The sequence below is a fragment of the Aeromonas sp. s13 genome (assembly GCF_040907905.1).
GTDB lineage: Bacteria > Pseudomonadota > Gammaproteobacteria > Enterobacterales > Aeromonadaceae > Aeromonas > Aeromonas veronii.
Genome location: NZ_JBFOCS010000068.1, coordinates 80,862 through 106,161 on the forward strand (window position 1 = coordinate 80,862; position 25,300 = coordinate 106,161).

Below are 25,300 nucleotides of genomic sequence, written 5' to 3' on the forward strand. Positions count from 1 at the left end.
TAACGCTTAATTGGTTTGCTGTCGAAACGCGGGATTATTTCTTGCCGAAACCCGACTGCTTGAGGGTATAGCCTGCGCTGTTTTGCCAGGCATCCAGACCGCTGCGGTTATTGCCCGCCACCAGACTGGCGGCCAGACTCGGGCTGTTGAACAGCTGATCGGCGGTAAAGACAAAGCCGCCCTGACTGCGGGGCACTATGACCCCCTTCTCCAGCAGTTCGTGACGCAGCTCGATCACCGCTTCACGCAGAGAGGCGGCATCCTCGCCATTGGCGGTGGAACCGGCCAGCACCATAAAGCCCGGATTTTGCCGCTTGCCCACCGGATAACCGTGGGCCTCGGCCCCCTTGCCGTTGAAGTGGTAGAGCTCGCGCTCCCCCGGCCGGTTGTCGGAGAGTGCCTTTTGCAGGGTCATCAGCTCGTTGTAGATCTCGATGGGGACGACGGCAGCCTGCTTGTTGCCCTTGCTATCGATGATAAAACTGACTTGCTTGTGTAACATCCTTGCTCATCCTGTGACCCATGGAAGCCCCTATTCTAACCACCTCGGGCAAGCGGGATCCAGCGAGGATCCACTGCTCTTTTGCCGCCTTGATCACTAACTGGCACTCTTGATCAACCGTAAGGGGTGTTGATCATTGCCGGCCGTGCTAGCGTACCAAGCATGATGAAAGCCATTGACCATCAAACGGTTATCCCATGCTGACCCTGCGCAACCTCTGCAAGAGCTTCGATAACGGCAGTGAACGACTGCCGCTGTTCCACCATCTCGATCTCGCCCTCCCTGCTGGCGAGATCACCCTGCTGCTGGGTCAAAGCGGCTGCGGCAAGTCGACCCTGCTCAATCTGATCGCCGGGCTGATTGCACCGGACGAAGGGGAAATCTGGCTGGGGGAGACCCGGATCGACACCCGATCCCCCGACGAGCGGGCGCGCCTGCGGGGCCGCCATTTCGGTATCGTCTATCAGGATTTCAACCTGCTGCCGACCCTCAACGTGGCCGAGAATCTGGCACTGCCGCTCGCCATCAACGCTCTGCCACCGGATGAGACAAAGATTGACCAGTTGCTGCACCGGCTCGATATGAGCCACAAGCGCCATGCCTGGCCGGAGCAGCTCTCCGGCGGTCAGCGACAGCGGGTGGCGCTGGCCCGCGCCCTGATCCATCAGCCCCAGTGGCTGCTCGCCGACGAACCCACCGGCAGCCTCGATGAGCACAATGCCGAACAGGTGATGGCGTTAATGATCGCGGCAGTGCGCGATACCGGCGCAGGCTTGCTGCTGGTGAGCCACAACCCCGCCTATGCCGAGCTGGCCGACAGGGTGCTGCGCCTCGAAGGGGGGCAACTTATCGAGCTCAAGGGGCCCCTTCATGACTAAACGGCGACTGCGCCAGCCGGAGACACGCTGATGCTGCCACTCAAAGCGCTGCTGCGCCTCTATCGCAGTCACCCCTGGTTGCTGCTGATGAGTCTGGCCGGGCTGGTATTGGGAGTGTCGCTGGTGGTGGCCATCGAGCTACTCAATCACAGTGCCCGCACCAATTTTGTCGCAGCCCGCAGCCAGCTGGCAGGGGAAGCCAACTACCGGCTGGCCCCCGCTGGCGGGCTGGATGAGCAGCTTTACGTGCAGCTGGTGACCAGCCAGCCCGCCTTGGATGCCATGCCCCAGCTCCATGGCTGGCTCAAGGATGAAGAGGGGCGCAGCTTTCAACTGCTGGGGATGGATCTCTTCAACCCCGGCCCCCTGCGCCAGCTGTTTGGCGCCCAACCCGCGAGCGAGCCCGACTTTTCCCTAAACCGTGCCGACAGCATCTGGCTGGCAACCCCCGAAGCGGAGCGCCTTGGCTGGCAAGCGGGCCAGAGCCGCCGCTTTGTATTGGGTGGCAACGATGGCGCCAGCGCCCGCCCTCTGACCCTGACGCTGGCGGGCACCTTCGAGCCGGGCGCCGTGCCCATGGAGCGACTGCTGATAACCGACATCGGCCTCGCCCAGCCGTTGCTGGATAAAGCGGGTCGGCTCGATCGCATCGTCTTCAAGCTAAGCGACGCCGAGGCTCGCACCCTGCAGGCCACCCTGCAAACCGATTACCCGAACCAGCCCTTGTGGCTTGAGCCCATCAGCCCGGCGCTCGATGCCAGCCAGCTTGGCGATGCGCTGGCCCTTAACCTGACGGCGCTGTCATTGCTCGCCATGGCGGTGGGATTGTTTCTGGTGTTCAACGCCCAGCGATTTGTGCAGAGCGTGCGCCGCCCCCAGCTGGCCCAGTTGATCATTCTGGGGATGGGGCCGAGTCGGGTACTCCGCTGGCTGGTGCTAGAGCTCGTTATTCTCGCCACCATCGGCACCCTGCTCGGGGTGGTGCTCGGCAGCCTGTTGGCGCTGGCACTGATGGGGCAACTGACCCAGGCGCTGGCCGATCTCTATGGGCCCAACCCCATCGACCTGCTTCGCCTTTCCCCTGTGAGCCTGCTCAAGGCACTGTTGATCGGGCTGTTCGGCACGCTGGCCGCCAACCTGCCCGGCTGGTGGCAACTGCTGCGCCAATCCCCCCTCGAACTGCGTGCCGGAAGCAGCCGTCCCCCCGCTCACCCGTGGCGACGGCGCGTGCTGGCCCTCGCCATCTTGCTGCTGTGCGCTCTGTGCCTGTGGCTGCCGCAAACGGGTCTGAGTGGCGCCCTGTTTATCGCCGGCGGCTGGCTGCTGGCCATGGCGCTCTGGCTACCCGATGCCCTGCGCGGCCTGCTTGGCTGGTTGCGGCGGCGCGCGGGCGGCCCCCTCACCGCCCGGCTCGGGGTGGCCGAGACCCTCTATCACCTCGATCGCACCGCCATCGCGGTGATGGCATTGCAGCTGGCCATCGCGGCGGCCATCGGCATCGGGGTCATGGTGTCGAGCTTTCGCTCAAGCGTAGAGATCTGGCTCGGCCAGCGTCTGGCCGCCGATCTCTATGTCACCGCCCCCAAGGGGGTTGCAGGCAACAAGGGCACATTGAGCGATACAACCCTTAAGACCCTGCTCGCCAATCCGCTGGTGAGCGCCGCCTCGCGCCGCTCGGTTCACCCTGCCCGCTGGCAGGGGCAGCCCATCGAGTGGGCGCAGATGGACTTTATCCCCCAGCTTAAAGCGGCCTATCCGCTGCTGGCCGGACGCTGGCCGACCAATCCTGACGAGGTACTGGCGAGCGAGCCGCTGACGGTGCGCCTCGGGGTCAAGGTGGGCCAGACATTGGCGATCAGCGGCGAGCAGGGGCCAAGACAGTTCACCGTCACAGGCGTCTATCAGGACTACGGCAGCGACAAGGGGCAGATCCTGCACGCCTTCGAGGCGGGAGCGGTGCAATCCCTCGCCCTCTTTAGCAACGACCCTGAGCAGCTGGCCGATCGCCTGCGCGAGCGCTTTGGCGAGCAGATCAATCTGCTCTCCGCCCCCGCCATCCACAGCGCGGCGCTCAAGGTGTTTGACCAGACCTTTGTGGTGACCGAGCTATTGAAACTGCTGATCCTCGGCATCGCCTTTGTCGGGATCGGCTCGGCTTTTATGGTGCTGGGGTTGGCGCGCCGTGGCGAGCTGCAGACCTTGCAGAGTCTGGGCTTGAGCCCTCGCCACTGCCGCCAGCTGCTGGTGTGGCAAGGGGCGGGATTGGGGCTGCTCACCGCCCTGCTGGCCCTGCCGGTGGGGTATGGCCTCGCCTGGGTGCTGATCGAGGTGGTCAACCCCCGCGCCTTTGGCTGGCGCCTCGCCTTCGAGGCCGCCCCCCTTCATGCGGTCACCGCCCTGTTGCTGGCACCGGTATGTGGCGCATTGGCATCCTGGTATGCGGCAAGGAGAGTGGTATGAGCCAACAACCGCGAGATACGCCAGCATGCTGGCTCTCACACCTGATACGCGGCGTATTGGCCTCCTGGTATGCGGCACGGAGAGTGGTATGAAACAGATCAAAGAGTGGCCGCTGGCGCTGGGTATGCTCTGGACGCTCTATAGCGGGGCTATCGCTGCCAGCGATCTGGGCGCCCTGCTCGGCGGCGGCAACGACAGCTTTAAAAAGGTGTTGCCGGGGCAAACCATAAAACTGCCGGAGGATCACGCCGCCCACCCCGATTACCGCTCCGAGTGGTGGTATCTCACCGGCAATCTCAAGGATGAGCAGGGGCGAGAATATGGCATGCAGTGGACCCTGTTTCGCCAAGGGATCGAACAAGAACTCCGCACCCGCAACCCCTGGCTCACCCCCCAACTCTGGCTGGCGCAGTTTGCCATCACCGATCTCGACCGTGGCAGGCACCAGCAAGATGAACGGGCCAGTCGGCAGGGGCCGGGGCTGGCGGGGGCCAGCGGCGGAGAATATTGGCTCAGGGAGTGGCGACTAGCCTCGCAAGGGGCAGCGCTGTTTCCCGCCACCCTCAAGGTGCAGAGCAAGATTGGCGAGCTGAACCTCACCGTCAATGCCGTCAAGCCGCTGGTGCTGCAAGGCAAGGCCGGTTACAGCGAGAAGAGCCCGGGCAACGCCTCCTTTTACTACTCCTACCCGCGCCTCACGCTGCGCGGCACCCTGACCCGCGATGGTGAGACCCGCACCGTGACCGGACAAGGCTGGTTTGATCACGAGTGGAGCAGCTCGGTATTGGCCGAGTGGCAATCAGGCTGGGACTGGTTTTCGCTCCAGTTGAATGATGGCCGCGAGCTGATGCTGTTTCGCCTGCGCACCAAGGCAGGCCGAGCCGAGCCTGAGAACCGCTACGGCATTTTGATTGAGCGGGACGGCAGCAGCCGGGTGCTCGCCCCCGACGCGATTCGCCTTACCCCGGGCAACACCTGGCGCGGCCCCAAGGGGCAGCACTACCCCGTCGAGTGGCAGCTGGAAGCCGTTGGAATGAGCCTCACCATCAAAGCCCGTCAGCCCAATCAGGCCATGAGCGGTCGCTTTGACTACTGGGAGGGAGCGGTCTCTGTCTCTGGGGATGCCAAGGGGGTCGGTTATCTGGAGATGACCGGCTACTGATCACCGTCAACAAACGTGGCCGGTTTGCTCGATGACCCGAAACAAATAGCCCTTATAACAGGGCATAGCAGAGAGATTGCCCAGCCACTTCTGTCACTTGGCGCCAGTCGTCAAGGATGCCTTGCCTGTTTATTTATTAAACACCCGCACCCACTCAACCCGCTGCCAATGTGGATCAAGTCTGATCCTCGTCAAAAAACCTTTCAAAATCCGAGCGATAACTAACTTTTTACTCACTTTTGTTGGTAGGTGTTTGATACCTTGCTCATCTGGCCCTCACAGCCCCAAAAGCAGCCGAGGTAAGCCCATGATTTACCAATTTTCATTCTGGTTAAAGGCAGTACTCGGGGAGCTGTAACCCCGTGCGGTAGCTATTTTTCATCATAATTTATATTGCTAGAGATTCAATCAATTCTATCCATGACCATTTTATATGCAGCATTTCTATACATATGAAAAACTCCAAAAACTGCGGCTAAATGCGTATAACTGAACATTATAAATACTGTAATTTACTAAGTTATGTTTCTACTTACCCCACCATTCCGCTCCAGATTTTTGATACTGATCTCATTTTTAATCAAATAATTATCTATTAAATATGTGGATACGCACTCGATACTTTACTCCTTTAACGCATATTCGATCTTGGAGGTGATGTTGTATAAAGAATTAACAGAAAAACAAATTAGAATTATCAACAGAGATCTCAAGTTAATTTTTTCAATCAAGGGGATATCATTACCTAAAAATATTGAAGATATAATAAAATTAGGTATTTTCTCACCAAGAGTAAAGCTCAAGGATCGGGAGTTATATCTATCTAAGGAAGGGATTACTGCATTAGAAAGAATTTGCGAGATAATTTCAAACCTGAATAAATACAAAGGACTTCTGAATTACAATGACATATATCAATCTGCTCTATTAGAACTTGGGAAATGGTTTGAAATTAGATTAATGCCAGATGCACATGATTTTTTTGCATCGCTAGACACAGCATTATCTAAAAATATCCAAACATCCAACTTTATTTGTCGAATCGATGGTATATCACTTGATGGGTTGAACAAAATAAATATCGGAGGAAAAACAATAAAGATATATGATAAATCTGACTTGAATGGTCCTAGCGACGACCACAAAAATATAAAATCTCATATCAATTGTGAATACCATGAAAGCCTCATAATAATGGGAAGCGAACACGGTAGTAACTCTGTAGCAATGGAAAAATTCTATTTCAACGCAGAACTATCCCTTTCGATTATAAGACTTTATTCATGCGCACTGTATAAACAGTCTATACATAAAGTTAATATAAGATTGATAAATAATTGTACACATTCATACGGTTCAGCAAGTTGCATTCGTCAAGATGAATACAGCCACGATATAACATTCACCAGTTATGGAAAATCAACCCAAGATTTTAAAATAGATAATGAGTTATTAACTCACTTGGATAAGGAAATGTTTTTCGAGACTATTTCTTCGTTAGTCAGTAAAGCCGACAGGAATGAGCTAGAAAATGCGATTATTAAATCACTATATTGGATAGGTGAGTCTCAAAAGGATCAATCCAATCCGTCTGCATTCGTAAAACTTTGGTCTGCTTTAGAATGTTTTTTCACTCTAGGAAAAGGAGACATTACAGAACGCAACGCGCGTGGAATCGCATCAATAATAATGTATGGGGATTTTCATCATATAGATTTTAAGGATTATAGTCAGCTTAAGACCAAAATAAAAAACCACTATAAATCTCGTTCTAAGATAGTTCATCACGCAGAATTCTCCCAAATAGATAACATTCAACTTGAAGAAATGGCATTTATTGCCTGTTGGGTAACCATAGCTATGGCGGCCTTGCTAACGCGTGGATATACGAAGCTATCTGATATTGAACGAGAAGCGCAGAGACTAGATGCGATGCATAATAATTAATGAAAACCTATTTTAAATATTATACGTATGGTGCATACAATCTCCATATATATACACCACAGGTGTATTAATCCAGCTAGGTTTTCATTTGTTTCGCCGCCAGTTCTACCAGATGAAGGCATCTGTGATAGGGAATACCTGTATATTTGTTTAAGCTCCAACACTAAGTTGCTGATATATGAATCAACAGATTACTTCCTCCCGCTCCCCAGCGATTGAATAAACGCCAACGTACGGCGATTAAACTGCTCCGGCTGCTCCACATTGCAGACATGACCACACTGCTGGATCACCGCCAGCGAGGAGCTGGCATCGCGGGCCACCTGTTCACGCACCGGCGCCAGAAACATATGATCCTCCTCCCCCATCACATAGAGGGTGGGTATGGGCAGGGAGCGTTCGCGGAAGTAACGCATCAGCGGGTTAACCTCGGTGGCGAGACGGAACCAGCGTTTGAACTCTTTCTGGCAGAGCTTGCGGGCCTCGCGCACAAAGAGGTTGCGTGACTCCTGATGGTGCTGGCGCGGCATGATGATGAAGGCAAACAGCCGGTAGAGCCACATATAGGGCAGGATATGCTGGCCGAGTCGGCCCAGTTGCACCAGCACCCTCGAGCGGATATCGAGCCGCAAAATGGCGCCCCCCAGTACCATGCTTTTGACCCGCTCCGGGCAGAGCTCGGCCAGATGGCGAATAAGGATGGTGCCAAGGGAGATGCCGACAAAGTGGGCGCGGCGGATATCGAGATGATCGAGCAGCCGAACGATATCTTCGGTCACTTCCCGAAAGCTGTAGTGGCCCTTGACCACCTGTTGCAGCTGGTGGGACTGGCCGTGGCCGCGCAAATCCAGCAGCAGCACATTGAAGTGCTCGCGATAGGCGCGCAGCTGCTTGAACCAGATGGAGGAGCTGCCACCGGCGCCGTGGACAAACACCACCCAATCCCGCTCGGGACCCAGTTCGAAAGTCTTGTGATACAACATCCAATAGGCTCCCTTGGTGATGGGGGGTATACTCGGCTGCGCGCATATTAACAGAACAGGCCCGCCGATAGATATGCGCCTGACATGACCCGGATCACCCCTTGCGCGAGAACCCACCATGGATTTGACCCGTTTGCGCCACTTTCTGCTGACCCTGCCGGGCGCCACCGAAGATACCCCGTTTGGCCCGGAGATCCTGGTCTACCGCATCGCGGGCAAGATGTTTGCGCTGGTGGATTGGCAGGTCGAGCCGCTCACCATCAACCTCAAATGCGAGCCCGAGCTGGCGTTGCTGCTGCGCGAGATCCACCCCGAGGTCAAACCGGGCTGGCATATGAACAAGCAACACTGGAACACAGTGACCCTGAACAGCACCTTGCCAGATGATCTGTGGCAGGGCTGGGTGCACCACTCCTATGAGCGGGTTGTCGCGGGTCTGCCCAAAGCCAAACGGCCACAGGCGCCGCGCCCCCTCTCCCCCACTGACGACCCAACCTTATGACCCCAGCACTTAATCCAGCACTTTGCATTGTCCCCCTTGGTGAGGCACATATCCCCGCTCTCGTGACCCTGTTTGAGCAGGCGGTGCGACGCAGCGGCCCCGAGCACTACAGCACCGAACAGGTGGAGCAGTGGGCCCTCGGTGCACAACATCCGGGCTTTGTCAGCCAGCTGCGCGAGCACCACGGCTGGGTGGCGGAGCTGGCAAATGTGCCCCTTGGGTTTGTCACCCTGAGCCCCGACGGCCACCTCAGTCTGCTCTATGTGAGCGCCGAGCATCAGCGCCAGGGACTGGGCAATCTGCTGCTCACTACGGCGCTCGCGGGGGCCCGAGGGCTCGGTCTGACGCTCATCACCACCGAGGCCAGCGCCTTCAGTTATGAGCTATTTTTACGACATGGCTTTACGTTGACCGGGCTGGAGTGCGTGGAGCGGGGCGGAGTCAGTTTTACTCGCCATCGCCTGCACTGCTGCTTGCCAAGCTAGGGCAAGCCACTAAAATACGCTTAATTTTCGTATTGTTACTGTATTGAGGCAGCAACCATGGTGGTAGAAAGTGAAGGCTATATCTCGCTGATCGAGTATCTGGTGGAGAGTTTGGGATTGTTTGAATCCCAGCAGCAGAACGATGGTGAAGAGACCATCGAAGATCTGGTCAGTGGCCGTGTTGCCAGCAACCTGATGGCCATTTGCGAGCAAAACCCCCAGCTCGATCCCAAGGTGCGTTTCGCCATCATGCAGGAGGCCGACGCAGTGGTCGCCGACCTGGAAGAGGTGCTCTCTGCCGTCTGGCTGCGCGCCCCGACCCCGGAACAGAAAACCTTCCTCATCGAGTTTATCGATCTCATCAAGAACCTGTTCGACAGCGCCATCGGCTGATCTGCCGTCCGGCTCTCCCGCCCAACGCAAGATTTCAGAACAGCAGATAAGGAAAAGGGCCGCCTTGGTGGGCAGCCCTGCTTGCTATCATTTTCAACCCGCCAGTGCGTTCATTCATCAGGCGGTTATCAAGGCAAGAAATGTGTCTGGACTTTGCATCCGATCCCTGGACGCTACCTAGTTAGTCCCGACTGGTCGCAATAAGTTCCCTCCTCCGACCATTTATTTTCACTTTTATTAAGAAATCGACTACAAACCTGTTCAGCGGTTCAGGCTGGGTGGCAAACAGACTCCAATGCCACCCAGTCCGCAGTAGCCATCCGGGTTTTTCTCCAGATATTGCTGATGGTAATCCTCGGCGTAGTAGAAGGGCGCCAGCGGCAGAATGCGGGTGGTAATGGCACGGCTGTCGCCGCTTGCCGCCATCGCCTGCTGGTAAGCCGCCATGCTCTGCTGGGCAATGATCTGCTGGCTCTCATTGCCATAGAAGATCACCGAGCGGTACTGGGTACCAATGTCCCCGCCCTGACGCATCCCCTGCGCCGGATCGTGTTGTTCCCAGAACAGTCTGAGCAGATCGCCATAGCTGATCACCGCCGGATCAAACACCACCTGCACCGTCTCGGCATGACCGGTCAGGCCGCTGCACACCTCTTTGTAGGTGGGATTCTGGGTCACGCCGCCCTGATAACCTGCCGCGGTGGAGTAGACGCCCGGCTGCTGCCAGAACAGGCGCTCAACGCCCCAGAAACAACCCATGCCAAACCAGGCGATCGCCATGTTCTCGGGCCAGGGACCCTGGGTCGGGTTGCCGTTCACCGCATGCTGCTGACCAATCACCATCGCTTCGCGCCGTCCCGGCAGGGCATCTGCCGGTGAAATAATCTGTTCCATGAATTCTGTCCTTGTATAAAACCCTGTGAAATCACACAGCTGACGAAAAGGAGCATCGAAGATAGCAGTTTATCGCGCCGGATCAACCGGCGGACCCCTCCCCGCTCGCCCCGGCGGTCATCTGCACCGTCTGTCACCCTTTCACAATCCGCACGGCCAAGCCGCCCCTCGTAGACCAGAAACGGCCAAAATAAATATTTAATCTTGATTTGTGAATTAATTTTCATATATTGAGCCAATCGCTGTTTTTTTATGGAAGAAATATCAAGTGCGTGAACGCGAACCCAGTCTGGTCAATGCCTTCCGGCAATCCACCCCCTATGTCAATGTCCATCGGGGTGCCACCTTTGTGCTGATGATGGGGGGAGAAGCCATCTGCCACCCCAACTTCGCCAATATCGTCAGCGATATCGCCCTGCTGCAGACACTGGGCATACGCCTGGTGCTGGTGTTTGGTTCACGTCCGCAAAACGATGAGGCGCTGGCCCGCGCCGGTATCGAGGCCCAGTATCACAAGCGGATCCGGGTCACCGATGACGAGAGTTTCACCATCATCAAGCAAGTGTGTGGCGGCCTGCAATATGACATCACCGCCCAGCTCTCCATGGGGCTCGCCAACACCCCCATGCAGGGGGCGCGGATCAGCGTGGTGAGCGGCAACTTTGTCACCGCACAGCCGCTGGGGGTGGATGATGGCATCGACTTTTGCCATAGCGGCCGGGTGCGCCGCATCGACGTGGAGGGGATCACCCGCCAGCTCGATCAGAAGAGTCTGGTGCTGATCTCCCCCATCGGCTGTTCGGTCACCGGCGAGAGCTTTAACCTCAGCTCCGAAGAGGTGGCCCGCCGGGTGGCGGTCGACCTCAAGGCAGACAAGCTCATCTGCTTTAGCAGCACCCAGGGGGTGATGGACAGACGCGGCGAAGCCATCTCCGAGCTCTTCCCCGAGCAGGCCGAAGAGCTGCTGGTGGAGCTGGAGCAGGCTGGCGAAGAGATGTCCGGCACCGCCCGCTACCTGCGCGCAGCCATTGCCTCCTGCCGCGGCGGCGTGCCCCGCTCCCATCTGGTGAGCTATCAGGATGATGGCGCCATGCTGCAGGAGCTGTTCAGCCGTGACGGCCTCGGCACCCAGATAGTGCGGGAAAGTGCCGAGCAGGCCCGCGCCGCCACCATCGAGGATATCGGTGGCATTCTGGATCTCATTCGCCCGCTGGAGGAGGAAGGCATTCTGGTGCGCCGCTCCCGCGAACAGCTGGAGATGGAGATCGACAAGTTCACCATCATCGAGCGCGATGGCCTCATCATCGGCTGCGCGGCCCTCTACTGCTTTATGGAAGAGGCGATGGCGGAGATGGCCTGCGTCGCCATCCACCCCGACTATCGCAACTCCAACCGGGGTGATCAGCTGGTGGCCAAGGTGGCCGAGCGGGCCAAGCGGCTCGGCATTCGTCGCCTGTTCGTGCTCACCACCCGCTCCATCCACTGGTTCCGGGAGCGGGGCTTCGATCCGCTGGAAGTGGAAGATCTGCCGGTGGCGCGCCAGCGTCTCTACAACTGGCAGCGCCGTTCCAAGGTTTTGTCAAAGACCATTGCCTAAGTCATTGATCCTGCGTTGAGTTAGCTGACAATTTGAACTTTTTCACAAACTCGATTGACAGTGCAATCCAACGCAGGGTATTTCTAAATGCACTCCACCGCCCTGGTGGAGCCAGAAGAGGAGCGCTGCCCAGGCAGCCCAAGGGAGGACGCCAGCGTCCGGTGAACTTGGGTCAGGGGGAGCAGCGCCGAGACGAGTGAGGAGACTGGTGACCTCAACGTCGGCTGCGGGGGCTGAATCCCCCGGGTTGTCATCGGTAGTGATCATCCCCCACCGCGCCCTGTCAGGGGCGGTATGGGATGGGCTCTGCAGGTGGAGTGCTTCTGGCTGGGATAGCTTCGTTCATTCCTGCCATTTTCAGCCTCCTCCTCTCTTTTTTGCCCGATGGAACCGGAATCTTAAAATAAGACAGGAGTAAGCAATGAGCCCGATCAATGTCGCCAAGTTTGGCGGAACCAGTGTCGCCAACTTCCCGGCCATGAATCACTGCGCCGACATCGTGCTGGCCAATCCCGCCACCCGGGTGGTGGTACTGAGTGCCAGCGCCGGTGTCACCAACCTGCTGGTCGCCCTGGCACAAGGTGAGCTGGACGAAGCGGGCCGCGACGAGCAACTGGCCAAACTGGCCGGGATCCAGCAGGCCATTCTGGCCGATCTCGGCAACCCCGATGATGTGAGCGCCCTCATTCATGGCCAGCTGGACGAAATTCGCCTCATGGCCCAGCAAGCCCACCAGCATACCGATGCGGAGCTGGCCGATCGCCTCATCGCCTGCGGCGAGCTGATGTCTACCCGCCTCTTTACCGAGCTGCTGCACCAGCGCGGCATCAAGGCCCACTGGCAGGATGTGCGCCAGCTGATGCGCACCGACAGCCGCTTTGGCAAGGCCACCGTCGATCTGGCCACCACCCGCACTCTCTGCCAGCAGACACTGGGCCCGCAGCTGGGCGACAGCCTCATCATCACCCAGGGCTTTATCGGTGCCGATGGCGATGGCCGCACCACCACACTGGGGCGCGGCGGCTCTGACTACAGCGCGGCCCTGCTCGCCGAAGCGCTCGATGCCACCAGTATCGAGATCTGGACCGATGTGCCCGGCATCTACACCACGGATCCGCGCCTCGTCACCCGCGCCCGCCCCATTCCCGAAATCAGCTTTGTCGAAGCAGCCGAGATGGCCACTTTCGGCGCCAAGGTGCTGCACCCGGCCACCCTGCAACCGGCGGTGCGCCAGAATATTCCGGTGTTTGTCGGCTCAGCCAAAGACCCCGCCGCCGGTGGTACCTGGATCCGCGCCAGCACAGATTCAAGCCCGCTGTTTCGCGCCGTCGCCCTGCGCCGCCAGCAGGTGCTGGTGACCCTGCACAGCCTCAACATGTTCCACGCCTACGGCTTTTTGGCCGAAGTGTTCGGCATTCTGGCCCGTCACCGCATCTCGGTCGACCTCATCACTACCTCGGAAGTGAGCGTGTCACTGACGCTGGATCACACCGGCAGCCAGAGTAACGGCGAACCACTCCTGAGCGACAAGGTACTGACCGAGCTGGGGCAGCTTTGCAAGGTGGAGGTGGAAACCGGTCTGGCACTGGTGGCGCTCATCGGCAACCGGATGAGCGAAGTGAACGGGGTGGGCAGTCAGGTCTTTGACGCCCTGCGCGAGCACAACATCCGGATGATCTGCTACGGCGCCAGCGCCCACAACCTCTGCTTCCTGGTCAAGGAGAGCGAGGCGGGCAATATCGTCAACCGCCTCCATCAGGAGTTGCTGGACTGACCCTCACCGCGAGGCGAACCAGACCATGCAACAGGGCGCCCGCAAGGCGCCCTGTTCATTTGTACTCCGCAAAGGTATTGGCTCAGGCAAAGCTGGTGGCTGGCAACTGACAGGCCACGGCTTCGCGGCGCAGCTGCTGCAAGCGGGCCAGCAGCCCAGTCTGGCCGAGCTCCGTCTCCTGAGGCGAGAGATTGTCCACCAGCAGCGGATAGTGATCCGTCACCGCCTGCATCAACCAGTCGAGGCGACGCAGGGTGAGCGGGCCGCAGCTCTGGCCGCTCAGATCATCGGCCACATCGAGCCGGTGGCTGCGATACATGTCCCGCCACCAGTTGGCGACCAGCGCCTCGTCGCTCGCCAGCGCGGCGCTCCACTCCCCTTGCAGGGCGTGCAGGCGGGCAAGCACGGGCGCGCTGGCCCCTTCACGGATCAGGTGGTGGATCTCCCGTTTCACCCATTTCAGGCAGAGTTCACGCCAGTAGCGAAATTGCGGCAGAGGATCGGCCTCATCGAGCCAGAGTCCGGAGAGGGTACGGGTCTCCAACCGCTCCGGCACATGGAACTGCGGGTCGACCAGACCGTTGGAGTTGTATTCAAAGCGGGGATCGAAGGTCCACATATAGCCAAAGTCGAACACGCAGATCTGCTCGCCGTCATCGAGCAGGTTGCCCGGGCTCGGGTCCCAGTCAAACCAGCCCCAGCGGGCCAGCTCCCCCTGCACCTCCAGCATCTGGGCCAGATTGCGCTCGTTGAGCTGATGGACCGGCACGCCCCGCAACCAGGGGGAGACCAGCACCCCGGCCCGCGCCGAACCGAAGCTGGTGCAGACCACGTGGGAGAGGACAGTAGGATGCAGCTCGCGCAGCGCCTCGATTTCGCGCCGCCGCTCCAGCTCGGTCAGAAAGGCGGTCTTGCCATCGAGGTTGGCCACCAGTGAATCCTGACGGCGCCGCTTGAGGCACCAGTGATGCCCCTCCACCTTGAGGTGAAACACCTCGGCGGTGAGACCGTGGCGATAGACCTTGACCACAGCCGGATGGCTATCCTTCAGCTTGACCAGTTGGGCCAGCGGCAGCGGGCAGTCGCGCTCGCGTCCGATCCGGATCTCTTCCTTGCTCTCCAGCATGCGCAGCAATCTGGCCTGACGTGCCATCACTTTGGGATTCATACATGTACCTCCAGTCGCTATCGAGAGACTAAACAGCAGATCTCTCCCAAGCCAGTGGCAAAACCCCATGATGACGCTTTCATCACATATTCCGAACAACCCCTCGATCGGGATCACAATTTGCAAGGTTGAGCTGTAACCAAATATTCATTAAGTGGTCATTAAATTGACAAGCTGAAACAAGGCCCGCACCATCGGGTCAAACTCTATGCGGATGAACGATCTCTCCCTCACTCGCTCAAAGGATGAGCTTATATGAATCGCCCCTCCTCAGGCCGCCCCCGCGTCCTGAGTCTGCCCTCTCTGCTGCTTGCCCTGCTGGGTGGATTGCTGCTGCTGACCCTGTTGTTGCCGCTGATCAATCCCGGCAGTTGGCTGGGCCGTGCCCAACCGCTGGTGTTGGGCCCCGCCGACAATCCGCTGGCCACCCTCACCCGCCACGCCCTGCTCTATAAAAGCGACAGCCGTGGCCTCTATCTGGTGGTGCGCAGCCAGTGGCAGTTGCGAGGGCCGCTGCAAGCGGGGGACAAGGTTCGAGTGGAGCTGCTCAACGACAAGGGGGAACGGATTGACCAGCTGAGTCAGGCGGTGGATAAGCGTCAGGTGTGCCGCAATAACCGCTGCTCGCTGGATCTCAACAGCACCCTGCGCGCCCCGGACGATGCGCTGGCCAGCCGCTATCAGCTACGCATCGGTCTGCTGCTCAAAGATCGCCCCGAGAGCGGCGACTTCAGCCAGATCCTGCAAACCCTGCCGGAGCAGGGCTTCAACCTCACCTATCTGGTGGTGAGCCTGACGCTGGTGCTGGCCCTGAGCGCCGCCGTGCTCAAGACGGTGCTACCAAAGCTGCGCCGCAGCCTGCGCTGGCGGATCATCGGCAGCCTGCTGCTCGGCAACCTCACCTTTGTGCTGCTGCACGGCTTCGTGGTGTTCAAGCTGGGGGAGTTTCTGCTCTGGTCAGGCTTTCGGCCGGAGCACTACTATCTGGCCTGGGGCAGCATGGTGCTGGGCTGGAGCCTCTGCGCGCTGGTGGGCTTCAACCTCTATATGGGGCTGGTCTTTACCGCTCTTTCGGGCATAGGTCTGCTGGCCAACTTTATGAAGATCGCCATCTACGGGGTGCCGCTCGGCGGGGACGATTTTGGCAACCTGCTGGCGCTGCTGCGGATCCTGCTCGATCAGCACCCCATCCTGCCCATCTTCACCGTGTTGCTGGCACTGTTGCTCTGCTGGCGCTTTGCCCTGTCACGCTGGGTGCTGCGTACAGCCGCTGCCACCGTCGCCTTCTTTGCCCTGTGCGTCTTTGCCACCCAGACCGGCAACAAGCTGCTGGGAGCCAACATTCGCTACGTGGATCGCGCGGTCAACTACCACAGGGACATCATCCGCTCAGGTCCCGGCCTCTATCTGTTCAATCTGGTGGACGAGATGCTGCAAAGCGGCAGCGTGTTTCGCTACCCCTTGCAGATCAACGAGCTGGCCCCGCAGCTGAGCTATCCGCCCCAGGGCATAGCGCCGCGCTGGGATCTGGTGATCGTGCTGCAATATGAGTCGCTCTGGCTCGACTGGAAGGGGCGGATCTGCGCCCCGGCTCCCACCCTCTCCCTGCCCGCCAGCGTGCAGCAGTGGCAAAAAACCATCCACTCCCCCACCACCGGCGGCATGACGGTACTGGCGGAGTTTGAGATGAACACCGGCCTGCCGGTGGGCTTGCTCAAGCAGGGGGTGGTGCCCTACTACTACCTCTCGCAGCAGGTGCCGGGGCTGGCCCAGAGCGCCAGACAGAGCGGCTACCAGACCCTGTTCGCCCACCCCTATGTGGAAAAATTCTGGGGCCGCGCCAAGGCGATCCCGGCGCTTGGCTATGAGGAGCGCTGGTTCGACACCCGCTTCACCACCCTTGAGCACAAGGGGCTCTATATCTCCGATGATGCGCTCATCGACCACATACTCAAGCGCAGCGAACAGGATGACAAACCGCTGTTTGCCTATGCGGTCACCATGCAGGGGCACGGCCCCTTCGATGGCCCCCGCTATCAGGGGCAGGAGCGCAGCGGCGCCTGCCCGAACCAGAGCGAGAGCGACACCCAGCTGCTCAACACCTACTACACCGGGGTGGTGGATGCCATGGCCTCGCTGGAGCGGCTGCTCAAGACCCTAGACCAGTCGGACAAGCGCTATCTGGTGGTGGCCTTTGGCGATCACCAGCCGTTTTTGATGTCCGCCGGCAAGGGGATTCACGGTGACAAGCCGGCGCGCGATGCCACCTACCAGATCCCCATGATGGCCTTCACCCGCGCAGATGATCCCCTCAATCTGGCGACCCAGTTTGCGCCGGTGCGCCAGCTCTACCAGATGGGTCAGGCGACTCGCCAGCTGCTGGCGGGGGATATCACCCCCATCGAAGAAAAACCCCTGCTTCATCCGGTGTTGGGCGAGGAGAAAGGGTTCGACCCATCAAGCCTGGTGCCGCAGATCCGCGCCAGCTTCCGGCCCGATGCCCTGCCTTGATCCCTCCCAACAAAAACAGACAAGGCCGCATCAGCGGCCTTGTTTTTTGACACCCATTTTTGACATTCATTTCGCCCTCATTCTGCTCGCCACCAGGGCTCCAGCAAGGTGAGCTGCTGGCGGTCGAGATCGAGTGCCGCCTCGATGCCCAGCGGCAGCGTCAGCATGGGGTGGGTATGGGCGCAGTCAAACTCCGCCAGAATGGGGAAGTTCGGCTCCCCCTGTTGAGGTTGCCGCCCATCAGCCTCCCCTCAACCCGGCCTGAGCCCACCGAGATCAGCCGATTGGGCTGGCACTGCTTGGCCCGGGTCTGGTTCTCCCAATCGAGCCGTTCATCGCTCCACTTTGCCGGGGTGGGCAGCGTGCAGGGGACGCCAGCTTCGTCGGCCAACGCAATCTGTAAAAAACTGGCCAGCGTCTCATCCACCAGCGGCGGCAACTCGCCAAAGGAGGCCACCAGCGCCGGGCCATAAAAGGTAACCAGGCCAGTTTGGGCATGGATGCCGAGCAGCAGCGCCGTCACATCGGAGTAGCCAACGATGATCTTGGGATCGCGCCTCAGCGCCTCAACATCGAGGTAGGGCAGCAGGGAGTTGGAGTTGCTGCCGCCAATCACCGACATGATGCAGCGCACTTCTGGGTCGCGAATAAGGGCGTTGAGCTCTTCGGCCCGAGCAGCAATCGAGCCGGAACGCCAGTGATCCTGCTGGCCGGTCAGGCTACCGGCCTTGAGTTTGAAACCCTGCCCTTCAAGAAACGCCCTGGCACGGGCAAAACGGTTGGGGGCCCAGGCGGTCGCTGCACTGGAGGGGGAGAAAAAAGCGATGGTATCGCCACGTCGGAGCAGCGGGGGAACCAATAACGTCATGACACACTCATCCTTGCCAATATCCAGCCATCACAGAGTCGTTGAGACTCCTACACAACCCCTTTGATCACAACGGGTTTATTACAGTTGTTTAGAAATAAAAAACACCTTATTCATTATTAACAGATATTCTAAACACCATCCCCTTCCTAGAATGACCTCATTGCGATGGCCAACCCCGGTTGGTTGTCAGAATGGTCGGCCTGACAGCCCGGACGTTCTCTTTCCCACTTTTTCTCTCGCATATCAATGAGGTGTCTGTCATGAACAAAAACGCATCCCCCAGCGCATTGGTTGTAGAAGGCGGCGCCATGCGCGGCATATTTGCCAGCGGCGTGCTGGATGCGTTTATCGAGCATGACTATCGCCCCTTTGACTTCGCCATCGGCGTCTCGGCGGGGGCCACCAACTTGCTGGCCTACCTTGCCAGCCAGCATGGCCGCAGCCACGAGATCCTGACCAAACTGGCGTGCAGCCAGCAATTTATGGATCCCCTGCGCTTTGCCAAGGGGGGCAATCTGGTGGATATCCACTGGCTGTGGAACACCAGCTGCCGCAAGTATCCCCTCGACATTCACGCCTACCGGGAGACCGGCATCCCCTTCTATGCGGTGGTGACCAATACCCTGACCGGCAAGGCGGAGTACATCCGGGTCAAGCCGGAGAACATGAACGAGGTGCTGCCGGCCAGCTGCGCCATTCCCCTCGCCTCCCACGAATACCCGGAAGTGCACGGGGTACCGATGACAGATGGCGGGGTGGCCGACTCCATCCCGGTGATCGAGGCCTACCGCCGCGGTGCCCGTCACCTGACGGTGATCCTCTCCGAGCCGCTTGGCTACCGGCTCAAGCCGATGCCCTTCCCCTGGATGATCCGCACTCTGCTCAAGACCCGCCCCGCGCTGGCACAGGCGCTGGAGCAGCGGGATCGCAGCTACAACGAGGCGCTCGATTTTATCGCCAATCCGCCGGATGACTGCCAGATCGAGGTGATCGCCCCGGCCGACTACTTCCCCGTCTCCCGTTTCACCCGCGATATCAACAAGCTGGAGATGGGATACGTGATGGGCAAGTGCGCAGGCTATCAGGCCGCCCTGCTCAATTGATAAGGGTTTTACAGGCATGACCCGACCTGCCGCGACGCACGCGCCGCCAACACAATAACAATCGGGTCAGTTGAGCAACATGAGTCATAAAAACAGACCGTGGCGAGGCAAGCGCGGCCAGAACCGATGCCAGACATCCTGACCGGCCCGCTCCTCATCCCTATGCCAGGGCATCTCACCCTCATACAAGGTGTTTATTTATGTCGTTTCTTCTCACCCATCCCGCGCTGGCGCAGCTGTTCGAGCGTCTGCTGTCCGATTACCGGATCATGGCGCCCGCGGCCGAATATCGGGGCGGCCGCTTCTCCGACACCGACAACGTCACCTACCACAGCATCCGCCATCCGGCCGATCTGGTGTGGCAGGAGAAGTCCCACTTCTCCCCGAAAGAGGTGGTGCTCCCCATCACCCAGACCCTGTTCCACTTCGACAATCTGGAACTGCGCGAATCAAAGGTGGAGGCCAAACCCACCCTGCTGTTCTTGCGCAGCTGCGATATCCACGCCCTGCGCAGGCTGGATCAGGTCTACCTGAAAAACGGCCAGAACAGCGACGTCTACTACGCCCGGCTGCGCAGCAAGCTCAAGCTGGTACTGCTGGAGTGCCGCGAGAGCTTCGAGAACTGCTTCTGCGTCTCCATGGGCAGCAACAAGACCCAGGACTACGCCGCCGCCATTCGTCTGAGCGATGAGGGCGCCCGCATCGAGGTGAAGGATCCCGAGCTGCTCGGTTACTTTGCCGAGCTGGGTGAATCCGACGACTTCACCCCGGAATTTGTCCAGAGCAACCCGGTCAAGGTACGCACCCCGGACAGCGTCTGTGACGACCCCCAGCGGATCCGCCAAATCCTCACCGCTCATCCGGTCTGGGCCGAGTACGACAGCCGCTGCATCGGCTGCGGCCGCTGTACCACCTCCTGCCCGACCTGCAGTTGCTACAGCGTGCACGACCTCACCTATGCGGAGAACCCCAAGCAGGGCGAGCGCCGTCGCCAGTGGGCCAGCTGTATGGTGGATGGCTTTAGCGACATGGCCGGTGGCCACGGTTTTCGCGCCAAACATGGCGAGCGCCTGCGTTATCGCGCCCTGCACAAGGTCAACGACTACAAGGCCCGTCAGGGGGAGGAGCACATGTGCGTCGGCTGTGGCCGCTGCGACGATCGCTGCCCTCACTACATCTCCTTTAGCAACATCATCAACAAGATGACCGATGTGGTCGAACAGACCATCGCAGCCGACAACGCGCAGGGGGCGAACTGATATGTGCCAGTGCCAGCAAACCGCAACAGCAGAACCGCAGCAGGACGTGGTCGAAAACCGCCTGCTGCCCAAGGCCTACACCATTCTGGCCATCGAGCGCCACACCGAGCTGGAGTGGAACTTTCGAGTATCACGCGACTTTGATGTCCACTACGGCCAGTTTGTGGAGATCTCCCTGCCCACCGTGGGCGAAGCGCCCATCTCGGTCTCCGACTATGGCGATGGTTATGTGGATCTGTTGATCCGCAAGGTCGGCAAGGTGACCGATGCGCTGTTTGCCCTCGATGTGGGCGACAAGGTGTGGATGCGCGGCGTCCACGGCAACGGCTATCCGCTGGAGACCTACCGCAACCAGCACCTCATCGTGGTGGCGGGCGGCACCGGCGTCGCGCCGGTCAAGGGGCTGCTGCGCCGCTTCAGCAAACACCCGGAAGAGGTGAAGTCCCTCGACATGATCCTCGGCTTCAAGAACGAGCAGGCGGTGCTCTATCGCCACGAGATGCCGCTCTGGGCCGAGCAGCAGAACCTCATTGTCACCCTGGACGAGGGTAAGGAGAGCGAGCAGTTTCGCATCGGCCGGGTCACCGACTACATCGACCAGCTGGATCTCGCTGACAAGGAGGATATCCAGGTGATCGTGGTCGGCCCCCCCATCATGATCCGCTTCGTGGTGCTCGCCTTCCTCGAGCGGGGCATCCCCAAGGATCGCATCTGGGTCGACTACGAACGCCGCATGGCCTGCGCCGTGGGCAAATGCGGCCACTGCCGGATGGGCGACACCTATATCTGCGTGGATGGACCGGTCTTTCGTTTTGACCAGGCCCAGCATCTGATCGACTGAGGGAGAACACCATGAGTCTCGATATCGACATCATCAAGGCCCGCGCCAAGAACGAATACCGCCTCTCCAAGGTGCGCGGCGAAGCGATGATCAGCGTACGCATTCCCGGCGGGATCATGCCCGCCCACCTGCTGGCTGTGGCCCAGCAGATCGCCGAACAGTACGGCAACGGCCTGATCCACCTCACCACCCGCCAGAAGCTGGCGATGCCCGGCATCAAGTATCAGGACATGGACAAGGTCAACGCCGCCCTCGAACCCTTTATCAAGGAGATCGAGGTGGAGACCTGCGGCATCGAGGTAGAGGACACCACAGCCGGTTACCAGACCATCGGCGGGCGCAACATCGTCGCCTGTCAGGGCAACACCATCTGCCAGAAGGGCAATATCGACTGCACCGGGATGGCTCAGCGGATGGAGAAACACCTCTACCCCAACCCCTATCACCTCAAGATGGTGATCGCCGGCTGCCCCAACGACTGCGCCAAGGCCAACATGGCCGACTTCGGTATCCTCGGCATCGCCAAGATCCACTTCAATGCCGAGCGCTGCATCGGCTGCGGCGCCTGCGTCAAGGCATGCAGCCACCACGCGGTGGATTGCCTCGCCATCAAGCATGGCAAGGCGGTCAAGGAGGAGAGCAAGTGCATCGGCTGTGGCGAGTGCGTGTTGGCCTGCCCGACCCTGGCTTGGCAGCGGGATCCCAAGCAGCTCTACATGGTCAAGCTGGGGGGGCGCACCAGCAAGAAGACCCCCCGTACCGGCAAGCTGTTCCTCAACTGGGTGACCGAAGAGGTGCTGCATGCGGTGATCAAGAACCTGTTCGAGTTCGAGGCCGAGATGCTGGATGGCAAACCCATCTATCTGCACATGGGTCACCTTATCGACCGGGCCGGTTATCACAAGTTCAAGGAGCGGGTGCTGCGCGGCGTCACCCTCAACCCGGAAGCCATGGTCGCTGACCGCATCTTCTGGGCCGAAGATCAGTACGTCGCCAACATGCACGTCAAAGCGGTGCAATAGGAAAAACCTCGTTTGGGGAAGCGTGATCAAGTGGCCGACACCGGTGGGGATCTGTCGTTGGCCCGGGCGTAGATCACCCTTCCCCTTTTTTATTCCCGTCGGGGGATCTTTCCCCCGACCATCCGGGGTGCGTCACGGCGCGCCCTGCTATCTCGCCCGGCGCGGCATTGCGAGCGGGCCAGCATCCGGAGCCTGTTATGGACTTTCTCCCTCTCTTCTGTCAGCTGCAAAACAAGCCGGTCCTGATCGTCGGCGGCGGTGAGGTGGCGGTGCGCAAGGCGCGCCTGCTGCTCGATGCCAAGGCGAAGATCACCATCAATGCCCCGCATCTGGAACCCCAGCTGATGAGCTGGGCCGAGCAGGGTCGCCTGACCGTCTGCGCCGCCGATTTTCATCCCGAACTGCTCGATGGCAAGTGGCTGGTGATCGCCGCCACCAACCAGCAAGAGGTCAACCAGCAGGTCTTTCATGAGGCGAACCTGCGCCAGATCTTCTGCAATGTGGTGGACTCTCCTGCCCACTGCAGCGCCATCATGCCCGCGATCATCGACCGCTCGCCGCTGATGGTGGCCATCTCCAGCGCAGGCGCGGCGCCGGTTCTAAGCCGCCAGCTGCGGGAAAAACTCGAAGCCATGCTGCCGCAACACCTCGGCCAGCTCGCGGTGCTGGCGGGCAAGCTGCGCGAGCGGGTCAAACTCATTCCGGACAAGCTGGCCCGCCGCCGCTTCTGGGAGCGGCTCTTTAGCCACGATCGCCTCACCCGCCAACTGGCCCGCGGCCAGCAGCAGGCTGCCGAGCAGAGCGTCGCCGAGCTGCTCGATGAGCAACTACAGAGCAAGGGAAGCGTCACCCTGGTGGGCGCCGGCCCCGGCGATGCGGGGCTGCTTACCCTGAACGGCTTGCAGCAGCTGCAACAGGCGGATGTAGTGGTCTATGACCGGCTGGTCTCGCAGGAGGTGTTGGCGCTTGTTCGCCGGGATGCCGAGCGGATCTTTGTTGGCAAGGAGGCGGGCCGCCACTGTGTGCCCCAGCAGGCGATCAACCAGTTGTTGCTGAAACAAGCGCAGCTGGGCAAACAGGTGGTGCGGCTCAAGGGGGGCGATCCCTTTATCTTTGGCCGGGGTGGCGAGGAGCTGGAAACCCTGGCCGAGGCGGGCATCCCCTTCTCGGTAGTACCGGGCATTACGGCTGCATCGGGTTGCGCCGCCTACAGCGGCATTCCCCTCACCCACCGTGATCACGCCCAGCGGGTGCAGTTCATCACCGGCCACGACAAGGAGGGCAATATCGCCCAGGAGTGGTCGACGCTGGCCGCCCCCCGCCAGACTCTGGTGTTCTACATGGGGCTGGCCCACGCCGCCCGCATTCAGGATGCGCTGCAAACCCACGGCATGCCCGGTCACACCCCCGTGGCGCTGGTGGAGCAAGGCACCCAGCTCAGTCAGCGGGTGGTGCGCGGCGAGCTGCAGCAGTTGGCCGAACTGGCCCGTCAGGTGAAGAGCCCGAGCCTCATCATCATCGGCTCGGTGGTCACCCTGGCCGACAAGCTGGACTGGTATGGGGAAGCCAACGCCATCCACGGCATCTAATCCCGCACGGCTATCACCCAATAGAGACAACAAAACAGAGAGCGGCCATGCCGCTCTCTGTTTTTTGCATCAATGACCAAGCCGTGGCAAGGCGTGTCTGTTACTCGAGCCGGATGGGGCCGGTATTCTGAACATCGCTGTCATTCCAGTCGCTCTCATCGCGAATGCGCGGATCCCCCTGCAAGGTGTAGAGGATGGTGCCCTGACGAAACTGTAGCGCGCCATCGGCCCGCTTGGCCTTCACCTTGACTCCGTTGACCCACACCTGCTCCTTGCCATCCACCTGAATATTGGCCACCGTGGCGCCTGTCTCGCGGTTCTTGGCGATCCACTTGCCCTGATAGGGCGAGTCCCCCTTGGCCATCGGCAGTGCGGCTGCCTTGCCCGCCGACCAGGCGTGCACGGTACAAAAGCCGTGGGCCCGGCGATCATGCTTGATGACGTAATCCAGGGTGGGTTCGCTGGCGGGCAGATCGAAGGTGATCCCGATGACCACCTTGCCGCTCGTGGCCGAATAGGCGGCGGGCGCCAGCGTTTTCAGAGTCGCCTTCTTGCCATTGATAAAGACGTTGCCCCCTTGCGACTTGACCCGGATATCGGTGGGACAGGTGGCGCTGAAGTTGGGCAGCGCCGCAAGGGCACTGCCGGCATGGGCGGTCATGGCCAACATGACAAGGGTCAGCAGAGCAGGTTTTTGATTCATTTTGATACGCCTTCAAGAGAAGAGAACCTCGTCCGTGAGCGGTGTCGTTCCTGATGGCGGCACTCTAGCTTGACCCTCTCGGGCTACCCAGTTAAAAAAAATAAAACCGGTCAGCGGAATTATTAATAAATATAAATATTTAGAATCAATAAGTTAAGTAACATTCCTGCCAGCCGCCACGTATCAGACAGGCAATAAAAAAGCCGATAACTCGGTTATCGGCTCATTGCCCATGCAGAGGCGGATGTCCGATCAGACCACCACGGCAGTGCCACTGATGCTGACCATCAGCATGCTGCCATTTTGCCCTACCACTTCGTAGTCGATATCGATGCCGACCACTGCGTTGGCACCAAGGGCCGCTGCGCGCTCTTTCAGCTCATCGAAGGCGATCTCGCGGGCACGGGCCAGCTCTTTTTCATAGGCGCCGGAGCGGCCGCCGATGATGTCACGGATCCCGGCAAAGAGATCCTTGAAAATATTGGCGCCGAGAATGGCTTCGCCAACCACGATGCCGCGGTATTCACGAATGGTTTTGCCTTCCAGCGTGGGGGTCGTCGAGAGGATCATCTTGAACTCCTGTGAGTAGCAGAAGGGCTCAGACTACCCCAACTGCCCGAAAATCCCAACCGGGGGGTGGCCTGTACGACGCCGTC

At 59.5% G+C, this 25,300-nt stretch carries 21 protein-coding genes, 1 pseudogene and 1 riboswitch; of the genes and pseudogenes, 15 read left to right on the plus strand and 7 right to left on the minus strand.

The genetic code is table 11. The annotated features are described in order from the left end of the window. Nucleotides 1-34: 34 nt before the first annotated feature. A complete protein-coding gene (locus AB5Y82_RS13795; protein ID WP_005333716.1) occupies nt 35-502 on the minus strand; it encodes a DUF4357 domain-containing protein in 468 nt (155 codons plus the stop codon). A 197-nt stretch (nt 503-699) separates the two neighbouring features. Between AB5Y82_RS13795 and AB5Y82_RS13800 the strand changes: the two genes are divergently transcribed. The 4 genes from AB5Y82_RS13800 to AB5Y82_RS13815 all read left to right on the plus strand — a co-directional run bounded on the left by AB5Y82_RS13800 (nt 700) and on the right by AB5Y82_RS13815 (nt 6,949). Next, entirely contained in the window at nt 700-1,380 is a 681-nt protein-coding gene (locus AB5Y82_RS13800; protein WP_368174117.1) for an ABC transporter ATP-binding protein, read from the plus strand. Nucleotides 1,381-1,410: 30 nt separating this feature from the next. Further along, nucleotides 1,411-3,840, plus strand: coding sequence for an FtsX-like permease family protein (locus tag AB5Y82_RS13805; protein WP_368174118.1), 2,430 nt, complete (start codon nt 1,411-1,413; stop codon nt 3,838-3,840). Between the two features lie 88 nt (nt 3,841-3,928). Next, a complete protein-coding gene (locus tag AB5Y82_RS13810) occupies nt 3,929-5,002 on the plus strand; it encodes a lipocalin-like domain-containing protein (protein ID WP_368174119.1) in 1,074 nt (357 codons plus the stop codon). A gap of 657 nt (nt 5,003-5,659) precedes the next feature. Next, nucleotides 5,660-6,949 (plus strand): hypothetical protein, encoded by a 1,290-nt coding sequence (locus AB5Y82_RS13815; RefSeq protein ID WP_368174120.1) that lies wholly within the window; start codon nt 5,660-5,662, stop codon nt 6,947-6,949. A 191-nt stretch (nt 6,950-7,140) separates the two neighbouring features. Here the strand turns inward: AB5Y82_RS13815 and AB5Y82_RS13820 are convergent, their stop codons facing one another. Next, complete coding sequence (locus AB5Y82_RS13820; protein ID WP_368174121.1) at nt 7,141-7,932, minus strand: alpha/beta fold hydrolase; 792 nt, start codon at nt 7,930-7,932, stop codon at nt 7,141-7,143. 118 nt (nt 7,933-8,050) lie between these two features. Here AB5Y82_RS13820 and AB5Y82_RS13825 point away from each other — a divergent pair, with 118 nt between their 5' ends. From AB5Y82_RS13825 to AB5Y82_RS13835, 3 genes are read left to right on the plus strand one after another with little or no spacing between them, the layout of a single operon-like run. Continuing rightward, entirely contained in the window at nt 8,051-8,434 is a 384-nt protein-coding gene (locus AB5Y82_RS13825) for an MmcQ/YjbR family DNA-binding protein (RefSeq protein ID WP_368174122.1), read from the plus strand. Beyond that, nucleotides 8,431-8,919: a GNAT family N-acetyltransferase gene (locus AB5Y82_RS13830; protein ID WP_368174123.1), complete on the plus strand. Its 489-nt coding sequence runs from the start codon at nt 8,431-8,433 to the stop codon at nt 8,917-8,919. The genes AB5Y82_RS13825 and AB5Y82_RS13830 overlap by 4 nt, the downstream gene beginning before the upstream one ends. A gap of 57 nt (nt 8,920-8,976) precedes the next feature. Further along, entirely contained in the window at nt 8,977-9,312 is a 336-nt protein-coding gene (locus AB5Y82_RS13835; protein WP_005333735.1) for a DUF3802 family protein, read from the plus strand. 261 nt (nt 9,313-9,573) lie between these two features. Here AB5Y82_RS13835 and msrA read toward each other — a convergent pair whose 3' ends face one another. Beyond that, nucleotides 9,574-10,206 (minus strand): peptide-methionine (S)-S-oxide reductase MsrA, encoded by a 633-nt coding sequence (gene msrA / locus AB5Y82_RS13840; protein WP_368174124.1) that lies wholly within the window; start codon nt 10,204-10,206, stop codon nt 9,574-9,576. 268 nt (nt 10,207-10,474) lie between these two features. On the opposite strand from msrA, the gene argA reads away from it, so the two are divergent. Together argA and lysC are read left to right on the plus strand one after the other, a co-directional pair. After that, nucleotides 10,475-11,803, plus strand: coding sequence for an amino-acid N-acetyltransferase (gene argA / locus AB5Y82_RS13845; RefSeq protein WP_005345063.1), 1,329 nt, complete (start codon nt 10,475-10,477; stop codon nt 11,801-11,803). A 107-nt stretch (nt 11,804-11,910) separates the two neighbouring features. Then, nucleotides 11,911-12,134, plus strand: a riboswitch (Lysine riboswitch). Nucleotides 12,135-12,224: 90 nt separating this feature from the next. Then, nucleotides 12,225-13,577, plus strand: coding sequence for a lysine-sensitive aspartokinase 3 (gene lysC / locus AB5Y82_RS13850; protein WP_368174125.1), 1,353 nt, complete (start codon nt 12,225-12,227; stop codon nt 13,575-13,577). 82 nt (nt 13,578-13,659) lie between these two features. Here lysC and AB5Y82_RS13855 read toward each other — a convergent pair whose 3' ends face one another. Continuing rightward, complete coding sequence (locus tag AB5Y82_RS13855; protein ID WP_069555058.1) at nt 13,660-14,745, minus strand: hypothetical protein; 1,086 nt, start codon at nt 14,743-14,745, stop codon at nt 13,660-13,662. 255 nt (nt 14,746-15,000) lie between these two features. Between AB5Y82_RS13855 and AB5Y82_RS13860 the strand changes: the two genes are divergently transcribed. After that, a complete protein-coding gene (locus AB5Y82_RS13860; protein WP_368174126.1) occupies nt 15,001-17,256 on the plus strand; it encodes an LTA synthase family protein in 2,256 nt (751 codons plus the stop codon). A 77-nt stretch (nt 17,257-17,333) separates the two neighbouring features. Here the strand turns inward: AB5Y82_RS13860 and AB5Y82_RS13865 are convergent. Beyond that, a pseudogene (locus tag AB5Y82_RS13865) lies at nt 17,334-18,124 on the minus strand (S66 peptidase family protein). A gap of 263 nt (nt 18,125-18,387) precedes the next feature. On the opposite strand from AB5Y82_RS13865, the gene AB5Y82_RS13870 reads away from it, so the two are divergent. From AB5Y82_RS13870 to cysG, 5 genes are all read left to right on the plus strand, one after another. Continuing rightward, nucleotides 18,388-19,230: a patatin family protein gene (locus tag AB5Y82_RS13870; protein WP_042080448.1), complete on the plus strand. Its 843-nt coding sequence runs from the start codon at nt 18,388-18,390 to the stop codon at nt 19,228-19,230. 200 nt (nt 19,231-19,430) lie between these two features. Continuing rightward, entirely contained in the window at nt 19,431-20,489 is a 1,059-nt protein-coding gene (gene asrA / locus AB5Y82_RS13875) for an anaerobic sulfite reductase subunit AsrA (RefSeq protein WP_159143570.1), read from the plus strand. A gap of 1 nt (nt 20,490) precedes the next feature. Then, nucleotides 20,491-21,330, plus strand: coding sequence for an anaerobic sulfite reductase subunit AsrB (gene asrB / locus AB5Y82_RS13880; RefSeq protein WP_021229668.1), 840 nt, complete (start codon nt 20,491-20,493; stop codon nt 21,328-21,330). Between the two features lie 11 nt (nt 21,331-21,341). Continuing rightward, complete coding sequence (gene asrC / locus AB5Y82_RS13885) at nt 21,342-22,352, plus strand: sulfite reductase subunit C (RefSeq protein WP_201902486.1); 1,011 nt, start codon at nt 21,342-21,344, stop codon at nt 22,350-22,352. Between the two features lie 197 nt (nt 22,353-22,549). Further along, nucleotides 22,550-23,941: a siroheme synthase CysG gene (gene cysG / locus AB5Y82_RS13890; protein WP_201902487.1), complete on the plus strand. Its 1,392-nt coding sequence runs from the start codon at nt 22,550-22,552 to the stop codon at nt 23,939-23,941. 100 nt (nt 23,942-24,041) lie between these two features. Here cysG and AB5Y82_RS13895 read toward each other — a convergent pair whose 3' ends face one another. Together AB5Y82_RS13895 and AB5Y82_RS13900 are read right to left on the minus strand one after the other, a co-directional pair. After that, complete coding sequence (locus tag AB5Y82_RS13895; RefSeq protein ID WP_064338209.1) at nt 24,042-24,644, minus strand: hypothetical protein; 603 nt, start codon at nt 24,642-24,644, stop codon at nt 24,042-24,044. Between the two features lie 252 nt (nt 24,645-24,896). Continuing rightward, nucleotides 24,897-25,214, minus strand: a complete 318-nt coding sequence (locus tag AB5Y82_RS13900; protein ID WP_005333757.1) for a heavy metal-binding domain-containing protein — start codon at nt 25,212-25,214, stop codon at nt 24,897-24,899. Nucleotides 25,215-25,300: the final 86 nt, after the last annotated feature.